The sequence below is a fragment of the Micromonospora sp. NPDC005220 genome (genome assembly GCF_040607895.1).
In the GTDB taxonomy this organism is placed as follows: Bacteria; Actinomycetota; Actinomycetes; order Mycobacteriales; family Micromonosporaceae; genus Micromonospora.
Genome location: NZ_JBEXHP010000006.1, coordinates 109,422 through 132,036, shown reverse-complemented (window position 1 = coordinate 132,036; position 22,615 = coordinate 109,422). Strand labels below are relative to the sequence as shown.

The window sequence follows — 22,615 nt, the reverse complement described above, 5'->3', positions numbered from 1 at the left end:
GCGCGGCAAGGACGAGCGCGGCAAGGACGAGCGCGGCAAGGACGAGCGCGGCAAGGACGAGCGCGGCAAGGACGAGCGCGGCAAGGACGAGCGCGGCAAGGACGAGCGCGGCTCGGACGAGCGTGACTGGGACAAGAAGCGCGAGTTCGTCTACTACGGCGAAGCCAAGGTCGACAGGGACGCCAAGCCGGGCCGCTACGAGCTCAAGGGCTCCTGCGGCGAGGGCGAGCTCGTCGTCCTGCCGCACGGCAGTGTCGACGGTGGTGACGGTGGCGTCAGCACCGGCACCGACCGGGGTATGGCCACCGGCGGGGCGGGCCTGCTCGGCGCTGCCGCGCTGGGTGGGATCGTGCTGATGCGTCGTCGGCGGACCGATGGTTCGCTCGTCTGACGTGACGACGACACCGGCCGGCGGCCGTCACGGGAAACCGTGGCGTGCCGCCGGCACGGCCGTCGTCGTCACCTTGGCCATGATCGGCGCCGGCATGATCGGCGCTTCCCTGAAGACCACGCCCACTCCCCGACCGCCGCAGCCGCTGGCCCAGGCCGGCCCCGAGGCGACCGGGCCGGCGAGCACCGCCGACGACGCCCCGGTCGACGGGCAGCCGGTCGGTCAGGGGGGCGCTCCGGCCGGGTTGGCTCGTTCGGTACCGACCAGCATCGAGATCCCCCGGATCGGTGTCGACGCGACGATCATGTCGTTGGGCACCAACCCGGACGGCACCGTCCAGGTCCCTCCGCTGGACAAGGCCAACCTGGCCGGTTGGTACGAGCCCGGTGCGAGCCCGGGCGAGACGGGTAACGCGGTCATCGTCGGGCACGTGGACTCGGCGGTGCTCGGTCCGGCCGTCTTCTTCGACCTCGGCGCTCTCACCCCAGGCGACACCATCACCGTGCGTCGCGCCGACGGAGTGCCGGCGACCTTCACTGTCGACTCGGTGAAGTCGTATCCGAAGACGGCCTTCCCCACCGAGTTGGTGTACGGACCCAGCGACCGGCCCAGCCTGCGGGTGGTCACCTGCGGCGGTGAGTTCGACAAGACCGCCAAGAGCTACACGGACAACATCGTCGTCTTCGCCACGCTGGCGGCGTGACCCGGGACGAACGAAACACGGTCCGGCCGATCGGGGTGCCCCGGTCGGCCGGACCGCGTCCGGCGTACCTGACTCAGGCGGCTGCGGAGGTCCGCACCAGGGTGCGGATCTGGCGCAGCAGCACCGACAGGGCGGCGAGATCCGCCCGCGACTCGTCGAACTCCCCCATTGCCCGCCGAGCCCGGTGGATGGAGGTGGCGTTCGACTGCTCCCACTGCTGCACCCGCTCGTGCGGCGGCAGGTCGTCCGGGGTGGAGTCGAGTACCTCAGCGGTGAGCGCGGCCAGCGCGGCGTACAGGTCGTACCGCAGCGCCATCCGGGCCAGCGTCTGCCAGCGGTCCTCCCGCGGCAGCAGGGAGATCTTCGACAGCAGCGAGTCCACCCGGAACAGGTCGGACAGCACGAAGTAGACCGATGCCACCTCGCTGACGTCCCGCCCGCTGGCGTTCGCGGTCTCCACCACGTCCATCAGACCGAAGCTGTACATCAGCCGGGTCGCCCGCTCCGCCAGCTCGCGGGGCAGCCCACGCTCGGTCATCGAGTCCATGTGCGCGGCGATGCCCTGGCGCTCGTTGCCGTAGAACAGCTCCTCGAGCCCCGGCAGCAGCCGGGTGACCCCGTCCCGCAGTCGGGCGATCTCGGCCGGCACGTCGATCGGCGAGCGCCGGTTGGAGACCAGCCAGCGCACCGCCCGGTCGAGCAGCCGGCGGGTGTCCAGGTAGACGCTGGTCTGCAGCTCCGGCGCCACCTTGTCGTCCAGCGCCTCGATCGCGTCCCACAGGTCGCGCAGGCCGAAGACCTCACTGACCACCACGTACGCCCGGATCACGTCCGCCGCGCTGGCCGCCGTCTCCTCGACCACCCGGAAGATGAACGAGATGCCACCCCGGTTGATCGCCTCGTTGACCAGCACGGTGGTGACGATGTCCCGGCGCAGCCGGTGCCGGCCCATCCGGTCGGCGAACCGTTCCCGCATCGGGGTCGGGAAGTAGTTGACCAGGACGTCGGTCGTCCACTCCTCGTCGGCCAACCCCTCGGTGAGGATCTCCCGCTCCAGGACGATCTTCACGTACGCGAGCAGCACGGCGAACTCCGGGGCGGTCAGGCCGGATTCGCTCCGGACCGCCAACTCCTCGTCCGGCGGCAGCGCCTCCAACGCCCGGTCCAACCCGCCCGAACGCTCCAACTCGTTGAGCATCCGGCGGTGCACCGGGAGCAGCGAGGCGGCCTGGGCCTGGGCGTTGTTGATCGCCCGAGCCTGGTCGTAGTTGTCCCGCAGCACCAACTCGGCGACCTCGTCGGTCATCCCGGCCAGCAGCTCGTCCCGCTCGGCCGTGGTCAGCTCCCCGTCGGCCACCGCCGTGTTGAGCAGGATCTTGATGTTCACCTCGTGGTCGGAGGTGTCCACCCCGGCCGCGTTGTCGATGAAGTCCGTGTAGATCCGGCCACCGGTCAACGCGTACTCGATCCGGCCGAGCTGGGTCCAGCCCAGGTTGCCACCCTCGCCCGCCACCCGGCAGCGCAGGTTGCGCCCGTCCACCCGGATCGCGTCGTTGGACTTGTCACCCACCTCGGCGTTGGTCTGGGTGGAGGCCTTGACGTAGGTGCCGATGCCGCCGTTCCAGAACAGGTCCACCGGGGCGGTGACGATGGCCTTCATCAGGTCCTGCGGCGACATCTGCGTGACGTCGTCGTCCAGGCCGATCGCCGCCCGGACCTGCGGCGTGATCGGGATGGACTTCGCGGTCCGCGAGAAGATGCCGCCGCCTGCCGAGATCAGGTCCGGGTTGTAGTCCTCCCAGGAGGAACGGGGCAGGTCGAACAGCCGCCGCCGCTCGGCGTACGAGGAGGCCGCGTCCGGATCCGGGTCCAGGAAGATGTGCCTGTGGTCGAAGGCGGCCACCAACCGGATGTGCTCGGAGAGCAGCATCCCGTTGCCGAACACGTCGCCGGACATGTCCCCGACGCCGACCACTGTGAATTCCTGGGTCTGGGTGTCCAGGCCCAGCTCCCGGAAGTGCCGCTTGACCGACTCCCAGGCGCCCCGGGCGGTGATGCCCATCTTCTTGTGGTCGTAGCCGGCGGAACCACCGGACGCGAACGCGTCGCCCATCCAGAAGTTGTGCGCCTTGGAGATCTCGTTGGCGATGTCGGAGAACGTCGCCGTGCCCTTGTCGGCCGCCACCACCAGGTACGGGTCGTCGCCGTCGTGCCGGACCACGTCCTCGGGCGGCACGATCTGCCCGCTGACGATGTTGTCGGTGACGTCCAGCATCGCGCCGACGAACTCCTGGTAGCAGGCGACCGCCTCGTCCCGGTCGCCCGGCTTCTGCTTCAACACGAAGCCGCCCTTGGCGCCGACCGGCACGATCACGGTGTTCTTCACCATCTGCGCCTTGACCAGGCCCAGCACCTCGGTCCGGAAGTCCTCCCGGCGGTCGGACCAGCGCAACCCGCCCCGGGCCACCGGCCCGAACCGCAGGTGCACACCCTCGAACCGGGGCGAGTAGACGAAGATCTCAAACTTCGGTCGCGGCGCGGGCAGGTCCGGAATGGCCTGCGGGTCGAGCTTGAACGCGACGTACGCCTTCGGCCGCCCGTCGGCGCGCCTCTGGTAGAAGCTGGTCCGCAGGGTCGCCTCGATCAGCGTCAGGTACGAGCGCAGGATCCGATCCTGGTCGAGGCTGGCCACGTCGTCCAGCGCGCCCCGGATCGTCTCCACCAGCTCACCGCTGCGCTGCTGCCGCTGCTCGGTGCTCAACTCGCCCGGCGCGAACCGGGTCTCGAAGAGCTCCACCAGCAACGCGGCGATCTTCGGGTACGCGACGAAGGTCTGCTCCATGTAGTCCTGCGAGAAGACCGTGCCGGCCTGCCGCAGGTACTTCGCGTACGCCCGCAGCACCACCACCTGCCGCCAGGTCAGACCGCCGCGCAGCACCAGCTCGTTGAACCGGTCCACCTCGGCCTCGCCGCGCCAGGCCGCCGCGAAGGCGTTCTCCACGTGCGGCCGCACCTCGGACAGCTCGTGATGCCCCTCGGGCAGCATGAGGCCGAAGTCGTACAGGTAGACCCGACCGTCGATCCGGTCCACCTCGTACGGGTGCTCGTCGACCACCCGTACGCCGAGCGAGTGCAGCACCGGGAGCACGGCGGAGAGCATCATCGGCTCGCCGTACCGGTAGACCTTGAACCGGACGTCCATCGCCTCGGCCAGGTCGTCCCCCGGCACCCGGGTGCCGGGCCGGGGGGCCAACTGCTTGCGGAACAGGTGCATCTCCAGCTGGCCGGGCTCCTCCAGCAGCTCCAGCTTCGCCAGGTCCTTCATCGCCTCGTACGGCGTGTGCCCGTCCTTGTAGCCCTCCGGGAACGCGTCGGCGTACCTGGTGAACAGGTGCTTGGCCTGCTCGTCGCCGAGCTTGCGCTCCAGCACCAGCCGGTAGTCGTCGTCCCAGAGCCGGGTGGCGTCGGCCAACTCCTCGGCCAGCAGGTCGGCGTCGATGTCGCCGGGCGGCCGCGTCGGGTCGGTACGGACGATGAAGTGCACCCGCGCCAGCATCGACTCGGTGACCCGGGTGGTGTAGTCCACCCCGACACCGTTCAGCTCACGCAGCAGGATGTCCTGCATGCGTAGCCGGTTCTGGGTGGTGAACCGGTCCCGGGGCAGGTAGATCAGGCAGGAGATGAACCGCCCGTACGCGTCCCGACGCAGGAAGACCCGCAGCTGCCGCCGGCCGGCCATCCGCAGCACGCCGATCACCGCGTGGTACAGGTCGTCGGTCTTGATCTGGAACAGCTCGTCGCGCGGGTAGGTCTCCAGGATCTGGATCAGATCCTTGCCCGAGTGGCTGCGCTGGCTCAGGCCGGAGCGATCCAGCACCTCGGCCACCTTGCGGCGCACCACCGGCAGCTCACGGACGCTGGTCCGGTAGGCGGCCGTGGAGAACAGGCCCAGGAAGCGCCGCTCACCGATCACGTCACCGGCGGAGTTGAAGATCTTGAAGCCGATGTAGTCCAGGTACGCCGAGCGGTGCACGGTGGCCCGGGAGTTGGCCTTGGTGATGATCAGCAGGCGCTTCTCCAGCACCTTCTCGTGCGCCTCGGGCGTCATCGAGGAGAGCGACCGCGCCTCCGGCGAGTCGGAGCGCAGGATGCCCAGACCGGTGCCGAGCACCGCCTCCAACGCCTTGCCGTCGACCGGGTCGCCGGCGTCGCCGCCGTCGGCGTCCACCAACCGGTACTCGCGGTAACCGAGGAAGGTGAAGTGGTCGTGAGCGAGCCACCGCAGCAGCTCCACCGAGTCGGTGATGTCCTTCTCCGGCACCGGTGGGCGGTTCTCGGACGTACGCGCGGACGCCAGCTCGTCGGCGAGCGCGAGGGCACGCTGGCGCATCTTCGGCCAGTCCTCCACCGCCTCCCGCACGTCGGTGAGCACCCGCTGCAACTCACGGCGCAGCCGGTCCCGTTCGGCCGCGTCCCGGACCGGATCGATCTCGATCCGCATCCAGCTCTCGATGATGTCGCCGGCGATCGCGTCGTCCGGCTCCACGTCCGCGGAGACCTCGGTGAGCCGGCCCAGCGGCTCACGCCGTACCACCACCAGCGGGTGCACCAACAGGTGCACGTCGAGGTGGTACGAGTTGAGCAGCGCCGTCACCGAGTCGACCAGGAACGGCATGTCGTCCGTGACGATCTCGACGACCGTGTGGTGCTGGTCCGCGTGCGGTTCGTGGATCCGCAGCTTCAACTCGCCCGGCACCCGCTGCTGGGCGAGATCCCGGTGGGCCCGGGCCGCGTCGAGCATCTCTTCCGCCGTGAAGCCGACCAGCTCCTCGTCCGGGGCGAACCGCCAGAAACGGCCGACAAGTGTCGCCGCGTCATGGTCGTCCCCGGCGAGCGCGACGGCCTGGGCCACCAGGCGCTCCGCGTTGGGGACGGGTTCGTCGAGCTCGGCGTCCTCCACGTCGTCGGCCAACGCCTCGGTCGGCAGGCCCAGCTCGTAGATGGTGTCGATGCTCGACCCGGTCAGCCCGGTGACTCCCGTGTCGAGTCGGCCGTAGCCGTCCCCGTCGGTCGCCGAATCGAAGCTGTCATCGTCCCGGCCGGAGTCATCCTGCCGGAGGTCGGGTTCCGGTTTGATCGCCGGACGCCGGTCCATCGGTGCCACTCCCCTCGACCCACCGCGTTGTGGGTCACTCTGCCGCCCAGCCTAGGCCCTGCCGTTCTGCGCCTTCGTCGGCGGACCACCGGCCGGACGTCCGGATCGGGACTTTGTCCTTTCACCCGTTGCGGGTCCGAGGTTGGCCGGCTGCGGGATACCCCGCCAAGCGATGTTCATCACACCGGAGCACGGCCCGTCTTTGAGCGCGGCCGAGCACCTGGGGACGTTGGGGACGCCGTTCGCGTACTACCGTGCGAGGGCAGTCCGAGAGCGGAAGGACCAGCTTCATGCCCTTGTCGTACCCCCGGCCCCACCGGCCGAACCCCGCCCGCCGGCTGGCCGCCGCCGTCACCACGGCGCTGCTCGCAGCGGGGGTCCTGGTCGGCTGCTCGGGTGAGGACGGGCCGCAGCGCTCCGTCGACGCCTTCCTCGCCGGCTGGCGCAGCGGTGACCTCCAGGCGGTCGGCCTGATCGACCCGCTCGGCGCGAAACTGCCGTCGGCCGACGTGGCCCGCGAGATCAAGGACCTCTCCGGCGAGCTGGCGGCCACCCCGCCCACGCTGACCCGTCGTGGCGATCCGAAGATCACGAAGGACATCGCGACCACGACGGTCCAGGTGGAGTGGGCCCTGCCCGGTCAGACCCGCTGGGCGTACGACCGGGAGGTGCGGCTCGCCCACGGCGACGACGATCAGTGGCAGGTGATCTGGGAGCCGAAGGTGGTGCACGAGCAGCTCACCAAGGGTGACCGGTTGGCGTTGCGGCGCGACGCCGGCACCCGGGCCGGGTTGCTGGACAACGCCGGGAAGCCACTGGTGACCCCTCGCCCGGTGGTCCGGGTGGGTGTCCAGCCCAACGCGGTCACCGACCTCAAGAAGCTCGTCAAGGACCTCGACGCGGCGTTCAAGGCGATCCGCCCGGCGCTGGTGCCCGGCGTCGACCTGGCCGACCTGCCCGATCGGGTGGCCAAGGCCGAGCCGGGTGCCTTCGTCGAGGTGGTGTCGCTCCGCGAGGAGGCGTACCGGCAGATCAAGCCCCGGATCTACGACCTGCCCGGTACCAAGTTCGTCTCCGACAAGATCGATCTGGCACCCACCCGCGAGTTCGCCCGTGCGCTGCTCGGCACTGTCGACCCGGCGCAGGCCGACGACATCGCCGCGCACCCCGACCGGTACGTCGTCGGCGACATGGTCGGGCACGGCGGGCTACAGGGCCGCTACGACGAACGTCTGCGCGGCGGCCCCGGGCTGACCGTGGTGGTCGAGCGCCCGGCCGAGGACGGCAAGCTCGAACCCACCGGCGCCGAGCTGTTCCGCCGGGAGCCGCAGCCCGGGCAGGCGCTGAAGACCACCCTGGACGTGGCCGTCCAGAACGCGGCCGACGGGGCGCTGCGCGCCGAGCCGCGCCGATCGGCAATGGTGGCGCTCCGGATCAGCGACGGCGCCGTGCTCGCCGCGGCCAACGGCCCCGGGCCGGCCGGGGAGAATCTGGCCTTCGACGCCCAGGTGCCGCCGGGCTCCACCTTCAAGATGGTCAGCACGCTGGGCCTCCTGGACCGGGGCGCGGTCACCCTGGACGGGCCGGTGGACTGCAAGAAGACCTTCACCGTGGACGGCCGGTCCTTCAAGAACTCGGACAACTTCGAGTTGGGGTCGGTGCCGTTCCGCACCAACTTCGCCAAGTCCTGCAACACGGCGTTCGCCTCGCTGGCCCCGAAGCTCGGCGCCGACGGGCTGGCCGCCGCCGGCCGCTCGCTGGGCCTGGAGGGTCAGTGGGACATCGGCACGGACGCGTTCACCGGCAAGGTCTCGACCGGCGGCAGCCTGGCCGAGCAGGCCGCCGCGTCGTTCGGGCAGGGCACCACGCTGGTCAGCCCGCTGGCCATGGCCGGCGCGACCGCCGCCGTCGCCCGCGGCCGCTTTGAGCAGCCGAAGCTGCTGATCGACCCGGCGCCGGCCAAGCCGGCCCCGGCGGGTGAGCAACTGAAGCCGGAATCCGTCGCGGCGCTGCGCACGATGATGCGCGAGGTGGTCACCGCCGGCACCGGCAGCGCGCTCAAGGACGTCCCGGGCGAGGTGTACGGCAAGACCGGCACCGCCGAGTACGACGACAACCCGGCCCACACCCACGCCTGGTTCGTCGGCTGGCGCGGCGACGTGGCGTTCGCCGTCTTCGTGGAAAAGGGCGGGGCCAGCACCGCCTCAGCCGTCCCGATCGCCGAGCGCTTCCTCCGCGCCCTCCCGACCACCTGACCTCACCCACCCCGGCGGCCCCGGCCACCGTCCAGGGGGAGGCCACCGCTCGGCCTTGATCCACTCGGTTTCGGTGAAACTGGGGTGTCCAAGCCACTCGGACGCCCCGGATTCACTGATACCGAGTCGATCAAGGACAGGTGGCCGAGAGTCGGGTCAGGCGGTGTCGGCTTCGTGCCCTTCGGACGGGTTCTGAATCGACGGAGAGATGCGTCGGAGCAGACCTGGGCCGGCCGACGCCGGCGGGCCGACCGGTTCGCGCTCGACCAGCGGCGCGATACCGGCCGCGACGCCCGATGGCTCCGGGTGGGCCGGTCCGCCCGTGCCGGGCGATCCCGCCTCGGCCGGGGCGCCGCGAGGCACCGTGCCCGGGGTGCCGCCGCCAGCCGGCCCAAGCGCGGCCGGTCCGAGTGCACCCGGCCCGAGCGCGGCCGGCCCGAGCCCGGCGGAGTCGAGGTCGGCGGGGACATCAGGCCCCGCGACCCGCTCAACGCGGTCGAGCCCCTCAGGCCCGGCCAGCCCGTCAATCCCAACCAGCCCGTCGAGCCGCTCGACACGCTCGGCGCGGGCGGGACGCTCGGCACGGTCGACACGCTCGGTGGCGGTCGAGGCCCGGCCGTTGCCGCGGCGCGGGGAGGGCGTCGGCCGGGCCGACAGCAGTCGGGGCGGTACGGCTTCCGGGGCGGTCACCGGCGCCAGACCGGCGACAACGGTGTTCACGATCTCGGCCGCGTACGAGCCGTCCGGGTCGTAGTCGGGGTCGAAGACGGTCAGTTCCACGCCGAGGCAGTGTGGGGTGTCGACCAGGCCGGCGAGCAGGATCTCCAGCTCGGCGAAGGCGATTCCGCCCGGGTCGGGGGCGTCCACGGCGGGCATCACCGCGGGATCGAGCACGTCCACGTCGATGTGCACCCAGTAGCCCGCGCAGTCGGCGAGTTGCTCGTGCGCCCACTGGGCCGTCCGGGCGGCGCCTTCGGCCCGCAGCGCCGGCACCGGGCGGGTGGTGATCCCGGCGGCCTGGAGGTCGAGCCGGTATTCGTCCTGCGCGCGAATGCCGAGCACCACCACGTCGATGTCGCGGAAGTAGGGCCGGCGGCCCTCCAGCGCGGCCAGGTCGGCCTGCCCTCGCCCGGTGACCAGGGCCAGGTCCTCACCGGCGGCCGCGCCCACGTAGGAGGCGTTGCCGGGGTGCCGGAAGTCGGAGTGCCCGTCGACGAAGACCAGCCCGATCCGCCCGCCGACGGCCTCGCCGAGGCGGTGCATGGCCAGGGCCGAGCCGAGCAGCACGGAGCAGTCGCCACCCAGCACCACCGGGAACTCGCCCCGGTCGATGATCGAGCCGATGCGTTCGGCGAGGGCCAGCGAGTAGTCGGCGATCTCCCGGGCGTGGCAGACCCCGTCGCCGGGCCGCCAGTCGCCCGGGTCGTACCGGGCGGGGGTGACGCAGCCGGCGTCGCGGGCGCGGAGCCGGGCCAGCAGGTCGTGGTCGCGCAGCGCCCCGGGCGCCTTGGCGCAACCCGGGACCGACGTAGGCGTCGGCGGCCGTAGACCGAGATTTGTCGGCGCGTCGAGGACGGCGATCCGGCGCATCATGAGCTCCCGTCCTCGGTGGTCGGGCGGGCCGGCCGGAACGCCGGCCCGCGCTGGCGTGCTACGAACTCAGAACAGGGCGCTGGCCAGGGCCCGACGCGCCGAGGCGACCGCCGGGTCATCCGGGCCGGCGATGGAGAAGAGTGAGACCAGGTGCTGGCGAACCGTCTCACGGTCCTCACCGGCGGTGCGCCGGACCAGACCGACGAGCCGCGCGTACGCCTGCTCGGCCAGGCCGCTGAGCACCTCGATGTCGGCGGCCAGCAGCTGGGCGTCGACGTCGTCGGGGGCGCTCTCGGCGGCGGCCAGCGCGGCGGACGGGTCGGCGCCGGCCACCCGGCGGGCCACCCCGACCTGGGCCAACCCCGCCGTCGCCGCGGCGTCCGCCGGGGCGTCGGCGAGGATCTTCCGGTACGCCTGCTCGGCGGCGTCCAGATCGCCGCTCATCAGCGCGTCGTCCGCCTCGTCGAGGCGGGGGTCCTCCGGCTCGGCGACGGTCACGCCGCCGGCCTTGAGTACGGCCTGGATCCACTGCCGCAGCTGCGCCTCGGGCACCACTCCGGAGAAGGCGTCGACCGGCTGGCCGCCGACGACCGCGTAGACCATGGGGATGCCCTGCACACGGAACATCTGGGCAATTCGGGGGTTTTCCTGCACGTCGACCCGGGCCAGCACCCAGGTGCCGCCGCCTTCGGCGTTCAGCCGCTCCAGCACCGGGGCGAACTCGTCGCTCTCCGGGAAGCCGGCCGCGCCGAAGAACACGACGACGGGCGTGGCCATCGAGCGTTCGAGCACGTCGGACTGGATGGTCGCCTCGGTGACGTCCACGATGGCGGTGTCACCGCCGGCGGTGGGCGCACCGGGGCCGTTGGACGGGCCGCCCTGCGGGGGCGTGCCGGGGCGGGTACTTGCTGGTGCGGGGCCACGCAGCGTGCTGAGGTCGACCGCGCCGCGGGTGAAGATCGACGAGGTGATCCGTGGGTCGCTCATGGTTACCTAGTCTCGCACGTGAGCCCGGATTCTCAGCTCACCCGCAACCCCGACGTTGCAACTCTCACCCCACCTCAACCCCGCCCCCACGCCCCCGCCCCAACTGCCCGTCGATCTTGCAGTTTCTGTCGCTGTTACGCCGCTTTTCGCCACTTATGTCGCCGCAAAAAGTGCAAGATCGACGGGGTGGGAGGGATCCCGGGGGGTGGGGTGACGGGGGTGGAGTTAGAAGCGGGCGGGCTCGCGGTAGGTGCCCCACTCGGCGCGCAGCGCGTCGCAGATCTCGCCCAGGGTCGCCTCGGCGCGGACCGCGTCGAGCATGGCGGGGATCATGTTCTCGTCGGTACGGCTCGCCTCGACCATCCGGGCCACCGCGGCACGGACCGCCGCCTCGTCCCGCGCGCTCTTGCGCTCGGCGAGCACCCGGCGCTGCTCCAGCTCCACCTCGTGCGAGATGCGCAGGATCTCCAGCTCCTTGGCGACCGTGCCGGTGTGGCAGTTGACGCCGACGATCTTCTTGTCGCCCTTCTCCAGGGCCTGCTGGTAGACGAAGGCGGACTCGGCGATGTGCCCGGTGAACCAGCCGTCCTCGATGCCGCGCAGGATGCCCGACGTCATCGGGCCGATCTGGTGCGGCCCGTCCCCGCCGAGCTGCCGAATCCGGGCGAAGATCTCCTCGGCCTCGGCCTCGATCTTGTCGGTCAGCGCCTCGACGTACCAGGAGCCACCGAGCGGGTCGGCCACGTTGACCACACCGGTCTCCTCCATCAGCACCTGCTGGGTTCGAAGGGCAATCTCGGCCGACTCGTCGGTGGGCAGCGCCAGGGTCTCGTCCAGGGCGTTGGTGTGCAGCGAGTTCGTGCCGCCGAGCACCGCCGCGAGCGCCTCGACGGCGGTGCGTACGACGTTGTTGACCGGCTGCTGCGCGGTCAGCGACACCCCGGCGGTCTGCGTGTGGAACCGCAGCCACAGGGCCTTCTCGCTGGTCGCACCGTAGACGTCACGCAGCCAGCGGGCCCAGATCCGGCGGGCGGCCCGGAACTTGGCGATCTCCTCGAAGAAGTCGAGGTGCGAGTCGAAGAAGAAGCTCAGCCCCGGCGCGAAGACGTTCACGTCCAGCCCGCGCGAGAGACCCAGCTCGACGTAGCCGAAACCGTCCGCCAGGGTGTACGCCAGCTCCTGCGCGGCGGTCGAGCCGGCCTCGCGGATGTGGTAGCCGGAGACCGACAGCGGCTTGTAGCGCGGGATCTCCCGAGCGCAGTACTCCATCAGGTCGCCGATCAGGCGCAGGTGCGGCTCCGGGTCGAAGAGCCACTCCTTCTGCGCGATGTACTCCTTGAAGATGTCGGTCTGCAGGGTGCCGTCCAGCTTGGACAGGTCGGCGCCCTGCCGCTCGGCGGCCACCAGGTACATGCAGAACACCGGCACGGCCGGGCCCGAGATGGTCATCGAGGTGGTGACGCCGGCCAGGTCGATGCCGTCGAAGAGCGCCTGCATGTCGGTGGCGGTGTCGATGGCCACCCCGCAGTGGCCGACCTCCCCGAGCGCCTGCGGGTCGTCCGAGTCGCGGCCCATCAGCGTCGGCATGTCGAACGCCACCGAGAGGCCGCCGCCACCGGCGCCGAGGATCATCTTGTAACGCTCGTTGGTCTGCTGGGCGTTGCCGAAGCCGGCGAACTGCCGGATCGTCCAGGTCCGCCCGCGGTAGCCGGTCGGATACAAACCCCGGGTGTACGGATACTCGCCCGGCCAGCCGATCCGTTCGAAGCCCGGATAGGTGGCGCCCTCCGGCGGTCCGTACACCGGCTCCACCGGCATTCCGGAGAGCGTGGTGAAGTCCGCGTCCCGCTTGCGCGCGGCGTCGTACCGGGCCTGCCAGCGCGCCCGTCCGGCGTCGATCTCGTCGGCGTCCATGAGCAGGGCTCCTCCTCGGGTCCTCGACTGCACGTCGAGTGTAGAGCCCTCACCTGAACGATCACTAAGTCACGTCGTACCCATGGGTAACGTCGGCGGCGCGGGTCACCGGACCGCCCGGCGGGCGCACGGGCCGTCGTGGTCGGCCCGCAGCCGGCAGCGCCGGCCGCCGACGAGCCGCAGGTCACAGAAAACCCGATGGCGTACGCACTGGTCGTCCTCGGCCGAGACGGTGGTCTCACCGGGACCTGACCGCCGACGCCCGTCGGTCGGGGACGTGTCGCGGCGAGTCGACCTCCGGCTGCGACAGGGACCAAACGCTCCCGTGCGGCACGACCTCGGGCCGCTTCACCCGCCATCGCTGGCAATCTTGGACACTTTCCGTTAGCTGCTAACGGAAACTGTCCAAGATCTACCCTTTCAACCGCCTCCCGCGGTCGCGCCGGTGTCCGCACGTCTGGCAGACCCTTGCGGGGTTATTGAGGGGCACATGCGATCTGCGTGGTCTTCACACCGTAGGACCACCCATCGCCACGTCGTCGACCCGGATGTTGACCTCGTCGACCCGCAGCCCGTACGCCTCGACGGCCTCGGTGACCCGGGCCCGCACCTCGCTGGTGATCTGGGGAACCGGCTGACCGGCCTGGATCACCAGCACCAGGTTGACCACTGCGGCGTCGCCGGTCACGTGTGCCGAGCAGCCCCGCCGGGCGTCGCCCACCTGGTCCAGCCCGACCCGGTCGAGGACGGAGTTGAAGAATCGGGCCACGTCCCCACCCAGCTCCGCCACCCCGGGCACCGCGCGGGCCGCCGCGACGGCGATCTTCTCGATCACCTCGTCGGAGACGTGCGTCGTACCGCCAGCCGGCACCGTCGCCGCGCTCAGCTCCTGCGTCGCCTCGTGATCCATGCCCGCTCCCCTGCTCTCGCGCCAGCCCCCACCGCCGTGGGGCGGTGCGAGCCTACAAGGGCAGGGTGTCGCCGGCAGGTCCCTGGTGGACGGTCAGCGGGCGAGTTGGACGAGCAGTTCGTCCGCCGCCGAGTACGGGTCGATCGCACCCTCGGCGACCTTGGCGGCGAGCGTGCTCAGCTCCGTACCGTCGCGCAGGGAACCGATCCGGGCGCGGAGGGTGCCGAGCGCGATGGCCTCGATCTCGGCGGCGGCCCGCGTCTCCTGGCGGCGGCGCAGCTCGCCGTGCTCGACCAGCCATCCCCGGTGCTTGTCGATGGCGGCGGCGATGTCGTCGATGCCCTCGCCGCGCGCGGCGACCGAGCGGACCACCTGTGGCCGCCACTGCCCCGGCCCGCGCTCACCGAGAGCGATCATGCCCTGGATGTCGCGGACGGTGGCGTCGACGCCGTCCCGGTCCGCCTTGTTGACCACGAACACGTCGGCGATCTCCAGGATGCCGGCCTTGACCGCCTGGATCGCGTCGCCCATCCCCGGCGCGAGCAGCACCAGCGTGGTGTCGGCCAGCGAGGCGACCTCCACCTCGGCCTGCCCGACGCCGACGGTCTCCACCAGCACCACGTCGCAGCCGGCGCCCTCCAGCACCCGGACCGCCTGCGGCGTCGCCGCGGCCAACCCGCCGAGGTGCCCCCGGCTGGACATCGACCGGATGTAGACGCCCGGGTCGGTGGCGTGGTCCTGCATCCGCACCCGGTCGCCGAGGATCGCTCCGCCGGTGAACGGGCTGGACGGGTCGACCGCCAGCACGCCCACCCGGTGCCCGCGCGCCCGCAGCGCGCGGACCAGCTCGTTCGTGGTGGTCGACTTGCCCACCCCGGGGGAACCGGTCAGCCCCACCACCTGGGCCTGCCCGGCGTACGGGGCCAGCGCCGCGGCGATCGCCGGCAACAGCGCGTCACCGTTCTCCACCAGCGTGATCAGCCGGGCCACCGCGCGGGGGTCACCCGCGCGGGCCCGCTCGACCAGCAGCGGTACGTCCCGGCTGCGGCGCACCGACGTGGTGCCCGCCGCCGGGACCTGCTCGTCCGCTCCGCTCACTGGCCCGGCACGTGGATGATCAACGCGTCGCCCTGGCCACCGCCGCCGCAGAGCGCCGCCGCGCCGGTGCCACCGCCGCGCCGCTTCAGCTCCAGGGCGAGGGTGAGTACGAGACGCGCGCCGGACATGCCGATCGGGTGGCCCAGCGCGATCGCGCCACCGTTGACGTTGACCTTGTCCGGGCTGATGCCCAGGTCGCGGGTGGACTGAATGCCGACCTGCGCGAACGCTTCGTTGATCTCGATCAGGTCCAGGTCCGCCACGCTCAGGCCGCCCTTCTTCAGGGCGTGGTTGATCGCGTTGGACGGCTGCGAGTGCAGGGAGTTGTCCGGGCCCGCCACGTTGCCGTGCGCACCGATCTCGGCCAGCCAGGTCAGCCCCAGCTCCTTCGCCTTGGCCTTGCTCATCACCAGCACCGCGGCGGCGCCGTCGGAGATCGGCGAGGAACTGCCGGCGGTGATGGTGCCGTCCTTGGCGAAGGCGGGACGCAGCTTGGCCAGCGACTCGACAGTGGTGTCCGGGCGGATGCCCTCGTCCTCGCTGATCACCAGCGGGTCGCCCTTGCGCTGCGGGATGACCACCGGGGCGATCTCGTCGGCGAAGTGGCCGTTCTTCTGCGCGGCGGCGGCCCGCTGGTGGCTGGCGGCGGCGAAGGCGTCCTGCTCCGCGCGGGAGATGCCGTGCTTGACGCCGAGCCGCTCGGTCGACTCGCCCATCGAGCAGCAGTCCCAGGCGTCGCTGAGCCCGTCGTGCGCCATGTGGTCCTTGACCACCACGTCGCCGTACTTGTAGCCGGTGCGCTGGCCCATCAGCAGGTGCGGGGCGTTGGTCATCGACTCCATGCCGCCGGCCACCACGATGTCGAACTCGCCGGCGCGGATCAGCTGGTCGGCCAGGGCGATCGCGTCCAGCCCGGAGAGGCAGACCTTGTTGATGGTCAGCGCCGGCACCGACATCGGCACGCCCGCCTCGACCGCCGCCTGCCGGGCCGGGATCTGACCGGTGCCGGCCTGCAACACCTGCCCCATGATCACGTACTGGACCTGGTCCGGGCTGACGCCGGCCCGCTCCAGCGCCGCCTTGATGGCGATCCCGCCGAGCTTCGTGGCCGGGAGGTCCTTGAGGTTGCCCAGCAGCCGGCCCATCGGGGTCCGCGCGCCGCTGACGATCACCGAAGCCATGCCTGCCTCCGAGGGGGGTGCCGAGCTGTACGCCTTAACGATTGTTCGGTCAGACTAGCGCCATGGCAGAGAACTCCCCCGTCGAGCCCGGTGCGGACTACGTCACAGACATCGGGCTTCGCAAGATTGACCACGTCGGGATCGCCGTGGCCGACCTGGACGCCGCGATCGACTTCTACCAGCGGACGTTCGGGATGCGCTGCGTACACGTGGAGACCAACGCCGAGCAGGGCGTACGGGAAGCGATGCTGGCGGTCGGGCCGACCACCGAGGGCGGCTGCGTGCAGCTGCTCGCCCCGCTCACCCCGGAGTCGACCATCGCGAAGTTCCTGGACCGCAACGGGCCGGGCGTACAGCAGGTCGCGTACACCGTGGTGGACATCGACGCGGCCTGCGCCGCGCTGCGCGAGCGCGGCATGCGCCTCCTCTACGACGCCCCGAGGCGGGGTACCGCGGACAGCCGGATCAACTTCGTCCACCCCAAGGACGCCGGTGGCGTCCTCGTCGAACTGGTCCAACCCGCCCCCACCCCCCACTGACAGCCCCTGCCTGCCGCCCGCCTCCTGCCGCCCTCTCCCCTGTCGCCCTCTCCCCTGTTGATCAAGAGGTTTGCGTCATCCGGCGCCTCGTACGTGACCGAAAGCTCTTGATCAACAGGGGATGGCGCCCTTGGGGCCGGGCCGGCGCGCACGTCAGTGCGCGATTGCCAGGGTGGTTGGACACCTTCACGCATCGGCGGATGCAGTTTTTCACAGAGGACTTCCCGGCCTAGCTACCGTTCAGTAACGTCCGGCCCCACAGGAGCGCGACCGGCGCTGGATGTGTCGAATGCCGACATGGCGGTCGTGCGCACCGGCGCCGACGATGGCAGCACCCAGGCCCGTGCGGGTGCGGACGAACCGGAGGTCACCGTGCAGGACATCCTCGAAGCGATCATGGCGGCGGAGGAATCGAACGATCCGGACCGCGAACTCGCCCGCGTCGCCGGGCTGCGCGTGCCGGAGAGCTACCGGGGCGTGGTGGTCCGCGCCGAGGAGGCCCGGATGTTCGACGGCATGGCCACCCGGGACAAGGACCCGCGCAAGGCGCTGCACGTGCAGGAGGTGCCGACGCCGGAGCTGGCGCCGGGCGAGGCGCTGGTTGCGGTGATGGCCAGCGCGATCAACTACAACACGGTGTGGACCAGCATCTTCGAGCCGGTGTCCACCTTCAAGTTCCTCAAGCGCTACGGCCGGGTCTCCGAGCTGACCCGCCGGCACGACCTGCCGTACCACGTGGTCGGCTCGGACGCGGCGGGCGTGGTGCTGCGCACCGGCCCCGGAGTGACCCGCTGGGCGCCCGGCGACGAGGTGGTCGCGCACTGCCTCTCCGTCGAGTTGGAGGACGCGGCCGGGCACGACGACACCATGCTCGACCCGCAGCAGCGGATCTGGGGCTTCGAGACCAACTTCGGCGGGCTGGCCGAGCTGTGCGTGGTCAAGGCCAACCAGCTGATGCCCAAGCCGCGGCACCTGAGCTGGGAGGAGGCGGCCAGCCCCGGGCTGGTCAACTCCACCGCGTACCGGCAGCTCGTCTCGCACCACGGCGCCAACATGAAGCAGGGCGACGTGGTGCTGATCTGGGGCGCGTCCGGCGGCCTCGGCGGGTACGCCACGCAGATGGCGCTCAACGGCGGGGCGATCCCGGTCTGCGTGGTGTCCTCACCGGAGAAGGCCGAGCTGTGCCGCCGGATGGGCGCGGAACTGGTCATCGACCGGGCGGCGGAGGGCTTCCGCTTCTGGAAGGACGAGGAGACCCAGGACCCGGACGAGTGGCGGCGCTTCGGCGAGCGGATCCGCGAGCTGACCGGCGGCGAGGACCCGGACATCGTGTTCGAGCACCCGGGTCGGGAGACCTTCGGCGCCAGCGTCTACGTGGCCCGGCGCGGTGGGACCATCGTCACCTGCGCCTCCACCAGCGGGTTCCAGCACCAGTACGACAACCGCTACCTGTGGATGCACCTCAAGCGGATCGTCGGCAGCCACTTCGCCAACTACCACGAGGCGTGGCAGGCCAACCGCCTGGTGGCGCTCGGCAAGGTGCACCCGACGGTGTCGCGCACCTACCCGTTGGAGCAGACCGGCCAGGCCGCGTACGAGGTACACCGCAACGCCCACCAGGGCAAGGTCGGCGTGCGCTGCCTGGCACCCACCGACGGGCTGGGCGTACGCGACGGGGAGTTGCGGGCCCGGCACGAGGACGCGATCAACCGGTTCCGCGGTCACTGACCGACGGTGCCGGTCACTGACCGGCACCGCCCGGTCCTAAGGGGTCACTGGCCGGCACCGCCGGTCCCAGGACCACTGACCGGCACCGCCGGTCCCGGGTCCCGGCCGGACGGTGGAACGCCTGATGACCATTGCGCTGATCGCTCATTGTTCTTCCGCCCTCATTAGCGGATAACCCACCCGGATCGAACAAAGGGCCTCGGGGTAACCCCGGGGCCCTTTTCCGCGTCACGCTGCGTGGCGTCCCACCGGCCGGGACCTGGCAAGATCGCCGATTGGTCCAACCTCGCCGATCGCCGGAGTTGACCATGTAAAGAGGGCACGAAAGCTTCGCACCGCTCTTGCGAAGCACCCTGGGGCGTCTGCCAGTATGTCCCAATGCCCCAGCAGCAGTCCTCCCCTCTCGCGTTCTTCGATAACGCGAACTCGCAGCCAGATTTCACCGTTGGCCTGCGCGGATACAACACCCACCAGGTCGACGACTTCCTCGGCCGGATGACCGCCGCGCTGACCCAGTCCGAGCAGGCCCGTGCCGAGGCCGAGCAGCGGATGAACGACGCCCAGCGTCGGCTCCGCCAGGCCGAGCAGCGCATGAGTGCGCTGGAGCAGAAGCTCACCGACACGAACAAGCAGCTCGAAGAGAACAGCCGGCCCACCCTCTCCGGGCTCGGCACCCGCGTCGAGCAGATCCTCCGGCTCGCCGAAGAGCAGGCCAACGACCACCGCAACGAGGCCAAGCGCGAGTCGGAGGGCATCCTCTCCGCCGCCCGCCTCGAGGCCCGTGAGATCACCGACAAGGCCCGCGCCGAGGCTGCCGCCATGAAGGCGAGCGCCGAGCGCGAGGCGGGCAACCTGCGCACCGCCGCCGAGCGCGAGGCCGCCGAGGTCCGGGTGCAGGCCCGCCGCGAGGCTGACACGCTGCGCGCCGACGCCGACCGTGAGACCAAGCAGCTGCGTACGGTCACCGCGCACGAGGTGGCCGAGCTGAAGTCGACCGTCGAGCGGGAGGTCGCCACCCTGCGGGCCACCGCCGAGCGGGAGATCACCCAGCAGCGGGCGAAGGCCGCCCGCGAGGCTGAGGAGAAGCGCGCCGAGGCGACCAAGCTGCTCACCGACGCGCGGGACAAGCGCGACAAGGACCTGCAGGCCCTGGAGCTTCAGCTGGCCGAGCGGCGGGAGAAGGCCGAGCGCGAGGAGTCCGAGCGGCACGCCGCCCAGGTCGCGCAGACCCAGAAGATGGTCAGCGAGGCCGAGCAGCGTGCCCGGGCCGCGCAGGAGCGGGCCAAGGAGATCGAGCAGCGCGCCGAGGCGCGGCGGGTCGAGTCGGAGCGCAACGCCGCCGAGACGGTCGACAAGGCCAAGGCCCACTCGGAGAAGACCCTCAACGAGGCGAAGGCCGAGTCGCAGCGTCTGCTGACCGAGGCTCGCACCGAGGCGGAGCTGACCACGCAGGCCGCCCGCCGCGAGGTCGAGGACCTCACCCGGCAGAAGGACGCGGTCACCTCGCAGCTGGGTCAGATGCTCTCCGGCCTCGCCGGCATCGTGCCGGGAATGCCGGCGCAGGCCGCTCCGGCTGCGAAGCCGGACGCCAAGAAGACCGACGGTGGTCAGGAGCGGGTTCCCGCGGAGTCCGCCGGCTGACGCGAGGCGTCAGGTCGGGGCATCGACGGCGCGAGGTGACACTGGGTAACCAGTGCTACCTCGCGCCGTATGCGTTTCCAAGCCCGTGGTGTCACCCAGCCGCAACGGAGTGAAGTAGCTCCCACAAGGCCCGTCCGTATCGCCCCAGCAGGGCCTGTTGCGTGTGAGGATGGGGGTATGTCGCACGGCGAGGAACTGTTCGCGCTCGGCGGGGACGTGACGACGGAGCCCAGCTTCGAGTCCGCTCTGCGAGGGTATGAGAAGAAACAGGTTGACCGTTATGTCGCACGTGCTGAGCACGAGATCGCGACCCTCGCTGCCGAACGTGAACAGGCGTACACACAGATCCACAAGCTCGCCGGCCAGGTCGAGGTTCTTCAGCGCGACCTGACCCAGGTGCGCAAGCAGATGAACGTGGTCGACAGAGCGTCGTTCCGGCACCTCGGCCCGCGGGTCGAGTCGATCCTCACGCTCGCCGAGGAGCAGGCCGAGCAGATTCTCGTCGACGCGAACGGTGAAATCGAGGCCCGTCGAGCCGCGGCCGAGCACATCATCGAGGAGGCCCGCGAGCAGGCCGCGCGGGCACTGAAGGACTTCGAGATCGCCCTCGCCGCCCGACGCGCGGAGGAGGAGCGGCACAGCGCCGCCCGGCGGGCCGAGGCGGACGCGACCCTGCGGTCGGCCAAGGACGAGTCGGCGCAGTTGCGCAAGGCGGCGCAGGACGCGCTGGCGAAGGCCCAGCAGGAGGCCACCCAGCTGCGGGATTCCGCCAAGGAGATCCACACCCGGGCTCAGCAGGAAGCCACCAAGCTACGCGAGACGGCCCGCGAGACGCTGGCCAACGCCCGGCAAGAGGCCAGCGATCTGCGCGATACCGCCAAGGAGGTGCATGCCAAGGCGCTCCAGGAGGCCAAGCGGCTCACCGACACCGCGACCGAGGCCGGCCGAGCCACCCACGCCAAGGCGCAGCAGGAGGCCAAGCAGATCATCGACGACGCGTCGATGGCCGGCCGAGCCACCCGCGCCAAGGCGCAGCAGGAGGCCGAGCGGCTGACTACGCAGGCCACCGAGTCGGCGAAGCGCAGCCGCGCCGAGACCGAGGCGTACGTGCAGCGGATGCGCACCGAAACCGAGGCGTACGTGCAGCAGACCCGGGCGCAAACCCAGCAGGAGCTGGGCGCGTGGCGGGCCGGGGTGGAGCAGGAGGTCAACTCCCGTCGGGAGGCCGCCGACCGGGAGTTGGCGCAGCGACGGTCCACGGCCGAGCAGGAGTTCGCCAAGCGTCGCGATGAGCTGGACAAGCAGCACACGTCGCGTCAGCAGGAGCTGGAAGCCGGGTTCGCCAGCCGTCAGCAGGAGCTGGAGACCGGCTTCACCACCCGCCGGGACGAGCTGGAGACCGAATACTCCACCCGGAAGAACGAGCTGGAGACCGAGTACACCGCTCGCAAGAACGAGATCGAGCAGGGCGCGGCCGGCATCCGACAGGCGGCCGAGCAGGACGCGGCGGCGCTGCGCCAGCGGTCCGAGGCGGAGGCCGCCGAGTTGCTGAGCCGGGCCGAGACCGAGGCCAGCGACAAGCGCCGCAAGGCCGACGAGCATGTCGCGGCGTCGCGACGGCAGTTCGAGGAGTACGCGGCCACCACGCAGCAGCACCTGGCCACCACCCAACAGCACCTGGCGGCGACCCAGCAGGAGTCGGCGGCGGGCCGGCAGCAGTTGGCCCAGGTGATGCTGGAGATCGCCCAGGCCCAGCAGCAGCTCGCGGATCTGCGGCAGGAAACCTGGAAGGCCAGGCAGGAGTCCGACGAGCTCCAGCGTCAGATGTCGGAGCTGCGGTTGCAGAGCGTTGCCGGCCCGATCGACGGCCCGACCGCGCCGGTCGCTGAGGACGGCGCGAGCGGGAGGGCGCCCGATGGTGGTGACGACGGCGTGAGCGTTACCGCCGGCGCGGCCGCCGGCCCAGTCGCGGCCTCCAGCCCAGTCGCGGCCTCCAGCCCAGTCGCGGCCTCCGGGTCGGGCACGGCCTCCGGGTCGGGCACGGACACCAGGTCGGGCACGGACACCGCCTCAGGCACGGACACCAGGTCGGGCACGGACACCGGCCCAGGCGCGGACACCGGGTCGGGCACGGACACCGGCTCCGGCCCAGGCACGGACACCGGGCTGGCTGCCGAGCCCACCGAGACCGGTCAGCCGGTGAACGCGGGCGCGGAGGAGACCGGGCAGTCGACGACGCGGCCGGTGGCCGAGCCGGTGACCACCGTGGATGGTGGGACGGCGAGCGCCGGGGTGGACGGGGAGCCGACGGTGGCCGCCGTTCCGGGCGAGGGTGGCCGGGGCGCCAAGCCCACCAAGATCACTAGCACCGGTGAGAACGGCAAGCGACCCACCAAGCCGACCATCGACGAGCGCAGCGCCAAGCCCAGCAAGGTCACCCTCGACAAGGACTGACCGCTGCCCACCCAGGCTTCGAGATCTTGGACACTTTCCGTCAGCACCTGACGGAAAGTGTCCAAG

Annotated in this window: 13 protein-coding genes and 2 pseudogenes; 7 read left to right on the top strand and 8 right to left on the bottom strand. The window is 71.2% G+C overall.

Annotated elements, in window-relative coordinates:
- Positions 1 to 391: pseudogene (locus tag ABZU52_RS04750) on the top strand (hypothetical protein); the annotation flags it as partial.
- 1 nt (position 392) lies between these two features.
- Positions 393 to 1,094, top strand: a complete 702-nt coding sequence (locus tag ABZU52_RS04745) for a class F sortase (protein WP_354969730.1) — start codon at positions 393 to 395, stop codon at positions 1,092 to 1,094.
- A 73-nt stretch (positions 1,095 to 1,167) separates the two neighbouring features.
- On the opposite strand, the gene ABZU52_RS04740 is transcribed toward ABZU52_RS04745, so the two are convergent.
- A complete protein-coding gene (locus ABZU52_RS04740; RefSeq protein WP_354969729.1) occupies positions 1,168 to 6,249 on the bottom strand; it encodes an NAD-glutamate dehydrogenase in 5,082 nt (1,693 codons plus the stop codon).
- Positions 6,250 to 6,539: 290 nt separating this feature from the next.
- Between ABZU52_RS04740 and ABZU52_RS04735 the strand changes: the two genes are divergently transcribed.
- Complete coding sequence (locus ABZU52_RS04735) at positions 6,540 to 8,504, top strand: penicillin-binding transpeptidase domain-containing protein (RefSeq protein ID WP_354969728.1); 1,965 nt, start codon at positions 6,540 to 6,542, stop codon at positions 8,502 to 8,504.
- Between the two features lie 156 nt (positions 8,505 to 8,660).
- Here the strand turns inward: ABZU52_RS04735 and ABZU52_RS04730 are convergent, their stop codons facing one another.
- The 7 genes and pseudogenes from ABZU52_RS04730 to ABZU52_RS04700 form a co-directional block, all read right to left on the bottom strand.
- Entirely contained in the window at positions 8,661 to 10,097 is a 1,437-nt protein-coding gene (locus tag ABZU52_RS04730) for an arginase family protein (RefSeq protein WP_354969727.1), read from the bottom strand.
- Positions 10,098 to 10,163: 66 nt separating this feature from the next.
- Positions 10,164 to 11,084 carry a tetratricopeptide repeat protein gene (locus tag ABZU52_RS04725; protein ID WP_354969726.1) on the bottom strand — a complete coding sequence of 307 codons (921 nt, stop codon included), beginning with the start codon at positions 11,082 to 11,084 and terminating at the stop codon, positions 10,164 to 10,166.
- Positions 11,085 to 11,309: 225 nt separating this feature from the next.
- A complete protein-coding gene (locus ABZU52_RS04720; protein ID WP_354969725.1) occupies positions 11,310 to 12,998 on the bottom strand; it encodes a methylmalonyl-CoA mutase family protein in 1,689 nt (562 codons plus the stop codon).
- 105 nt (positions 12,999 to 13,103) lie between these two features.
- Positions 13,104 to 13,357: pseudogene (locus ABZU52_RS04715) on the bottom strand (hypothetical protein).
- Positions 13,358 to 13,506: 149 nt separating this feature from the next.
- Positions 13,507 to 13,908 (bottom strand): Asp23/Gls24 family envelope stress response protein, encoded by a 402-nt coding sequence (locus ABZU52_RS04710; protein ID WP_354969724.1) that lies wholly within the window; start codon positions 13,906 to 13,908, stop codon positions 13,507 to 13,509.
- A 93-nt stretch (positions 13,909 to 14,001) separates the two neighbouring features.
- The gene (gene meaB / locus ABZU52_RS04705; RefSeq protein ID WP_354969723.1) at positions 14,002 to 15,006 is read right to left on the bottom strand and encodes a methylmalonyl Co-A mutase-associated GTPase MeaB; all 1,005 of its coding nucleotides are present in this window, start codon (positions 15,004 to 15,006) and stop codon (positions 14,002 to 14,004) included.
- Positions 15,003 to 16,187, bottom strand: coding sequence for an acetyl-CoA C-acetyltransferase (locus ABZU52_RS04700; RefSeq protein WP_354969722.1), 1,185 nt, complete (start codon positions 16,185 to 16,187; stop codon positions 15,003 to 15,005). The genes meaB and ABZU52_RS04700 overlap by 4 nt, the downstream gene beginning before the upstream one ends.
- A 62-nt stretch (positions 16,188 to 16,249) precedes the next feature.
- Here ABZU52_RS04700 and mce point away from each other — a divergent pair, with 62 nt between their 5' ends.
- From mce to ABZU52_RS04680, 4 genes are all read left to right on the top strand, one after another.
- Positions 16,250 to 16,726, top strand: a complete 477-nt coding sequence (gene mce, locus ABZU52_RS04695; protein WP_354969721.1) for a methylmalonyl-CoA epimerase — start codon at positions 16,250 to 16,252, stop codon at positions 16,724 to 16,726.
- A 372-nt stretch (positions 16,727 to 17,098) separates the two neighbouring features.
- Positions 17,099 to 18,454: a crotonyl-CoA carboxylase/reductase gene (ccrA, locus tag ABZU52_RS04690; protein WP_354969743.1), complete on the top strand. Its 1,356-nt coding sequence runs from the start codon at positions 17,099 to 17,101 to the stop codon at positions 18,452 to 18,454.
- A gap of 378 nt (positions 18,455 to 18,832) precedes the next feature.
- Positions 18,833 to 20,095, top strand: coding sequence for a DivIVA domain-containing protein (locus ABZU52_RS04685; RefSeq protein WP_354969720.1), 1,263 nt, complete (start codon positions 18,833 to 18,835; stop codon positions 20,093 to 20,095).
- Positions 20,096 to 20,272: 177 nt separating this feature from the next.
- A complete protein-coding gene (locus ABZU52_RS04680) occupies positions 20,273 to 22,549 on the top strand; it encodes a hypothetical protein (RefSeq protein ID WP_354969719.1) in 2,277 nt (758 codons plus the stop codon).
- Positions 22,550 to 22,615 lie beyond the last annotated feature (66 nt).

Excerpts from the sequence above, each read along its gene's own strand:
- ABZU52_RS04740 (WP_354969729.1), bottom strand. The coding sequence starts at position 6,249 with ATGGACCGGCGTCCGGCGATCAAACCGGAACCCGACCTCCGGCAGGAT.
- ABZU52_RS04735 (WP_354969728.1), top strand. The coding sequence starts at position 6,540 with ATGCCCTTGTCGTACCCCCGGCCCCACCGGCCGAACCCCGCCCGCCGG.
- ABZU52_RS04730 (WP_354969727.1), bottom strand. The coding sequence starts at position 10,097 with ATGATGCGCCGGATCGCCGTCCTCGACGCGCCGACAAATCTCGGTCTA.
- ABZU52_RS04725 (WP_354969726.1), bottom strand. The coding sequence starts at position 11,084 with ATGAGCGACCCACGGATCACCTCGTCGATCTTCACCCGCGGCGCGGTC.
- ABZU52_RS04720 (WP_354969725.1), bottom strand. The coding sequence starts at position 12,998 with ATGGACGCCGACGAGATCGACGCCGGACGGGCGCGCTGGCAGGCCCGG.
- ABZU52_RS04710 (WP_354969724.1), bottom strand. The coding sequence starts at position 13,908 with ATGGATCACGAGGCGACGCAGGAGCTGAGCGCGGCGACGGTGCCGGCT.
- ABZU52_RS04700 (WP_354969722.1), bottom strand. The coding sequence starts at position 16,187 with ATGGCTTCGGTGATCGTCAGCGGCGCGCGGACCCCGATGGGCCGGCTG.
- mce (WP_354969721.1), top strand. The coding sequence starts at position 16,250 with ATGGCAGAGAACTCCCCCGTCGAGCCCGGTGCGGACTACGTCACAGAC.
- ABZU52_RS04685 (WP_354969720.1), top strand. The coding sequence starts at position 18,833 with ATGCCCCAGCAGCAGTCCTCCCCTCTCGCGTTCTTCGATAACGCGAAC.
- ABZU52_RS04680 (WP_354969719.1), top strand. The coding sequence starts at position 20,273 with ATGTCGCACGGCGAGGAACTGTTCGCGCTCGGCGGGGACGTGACGACG.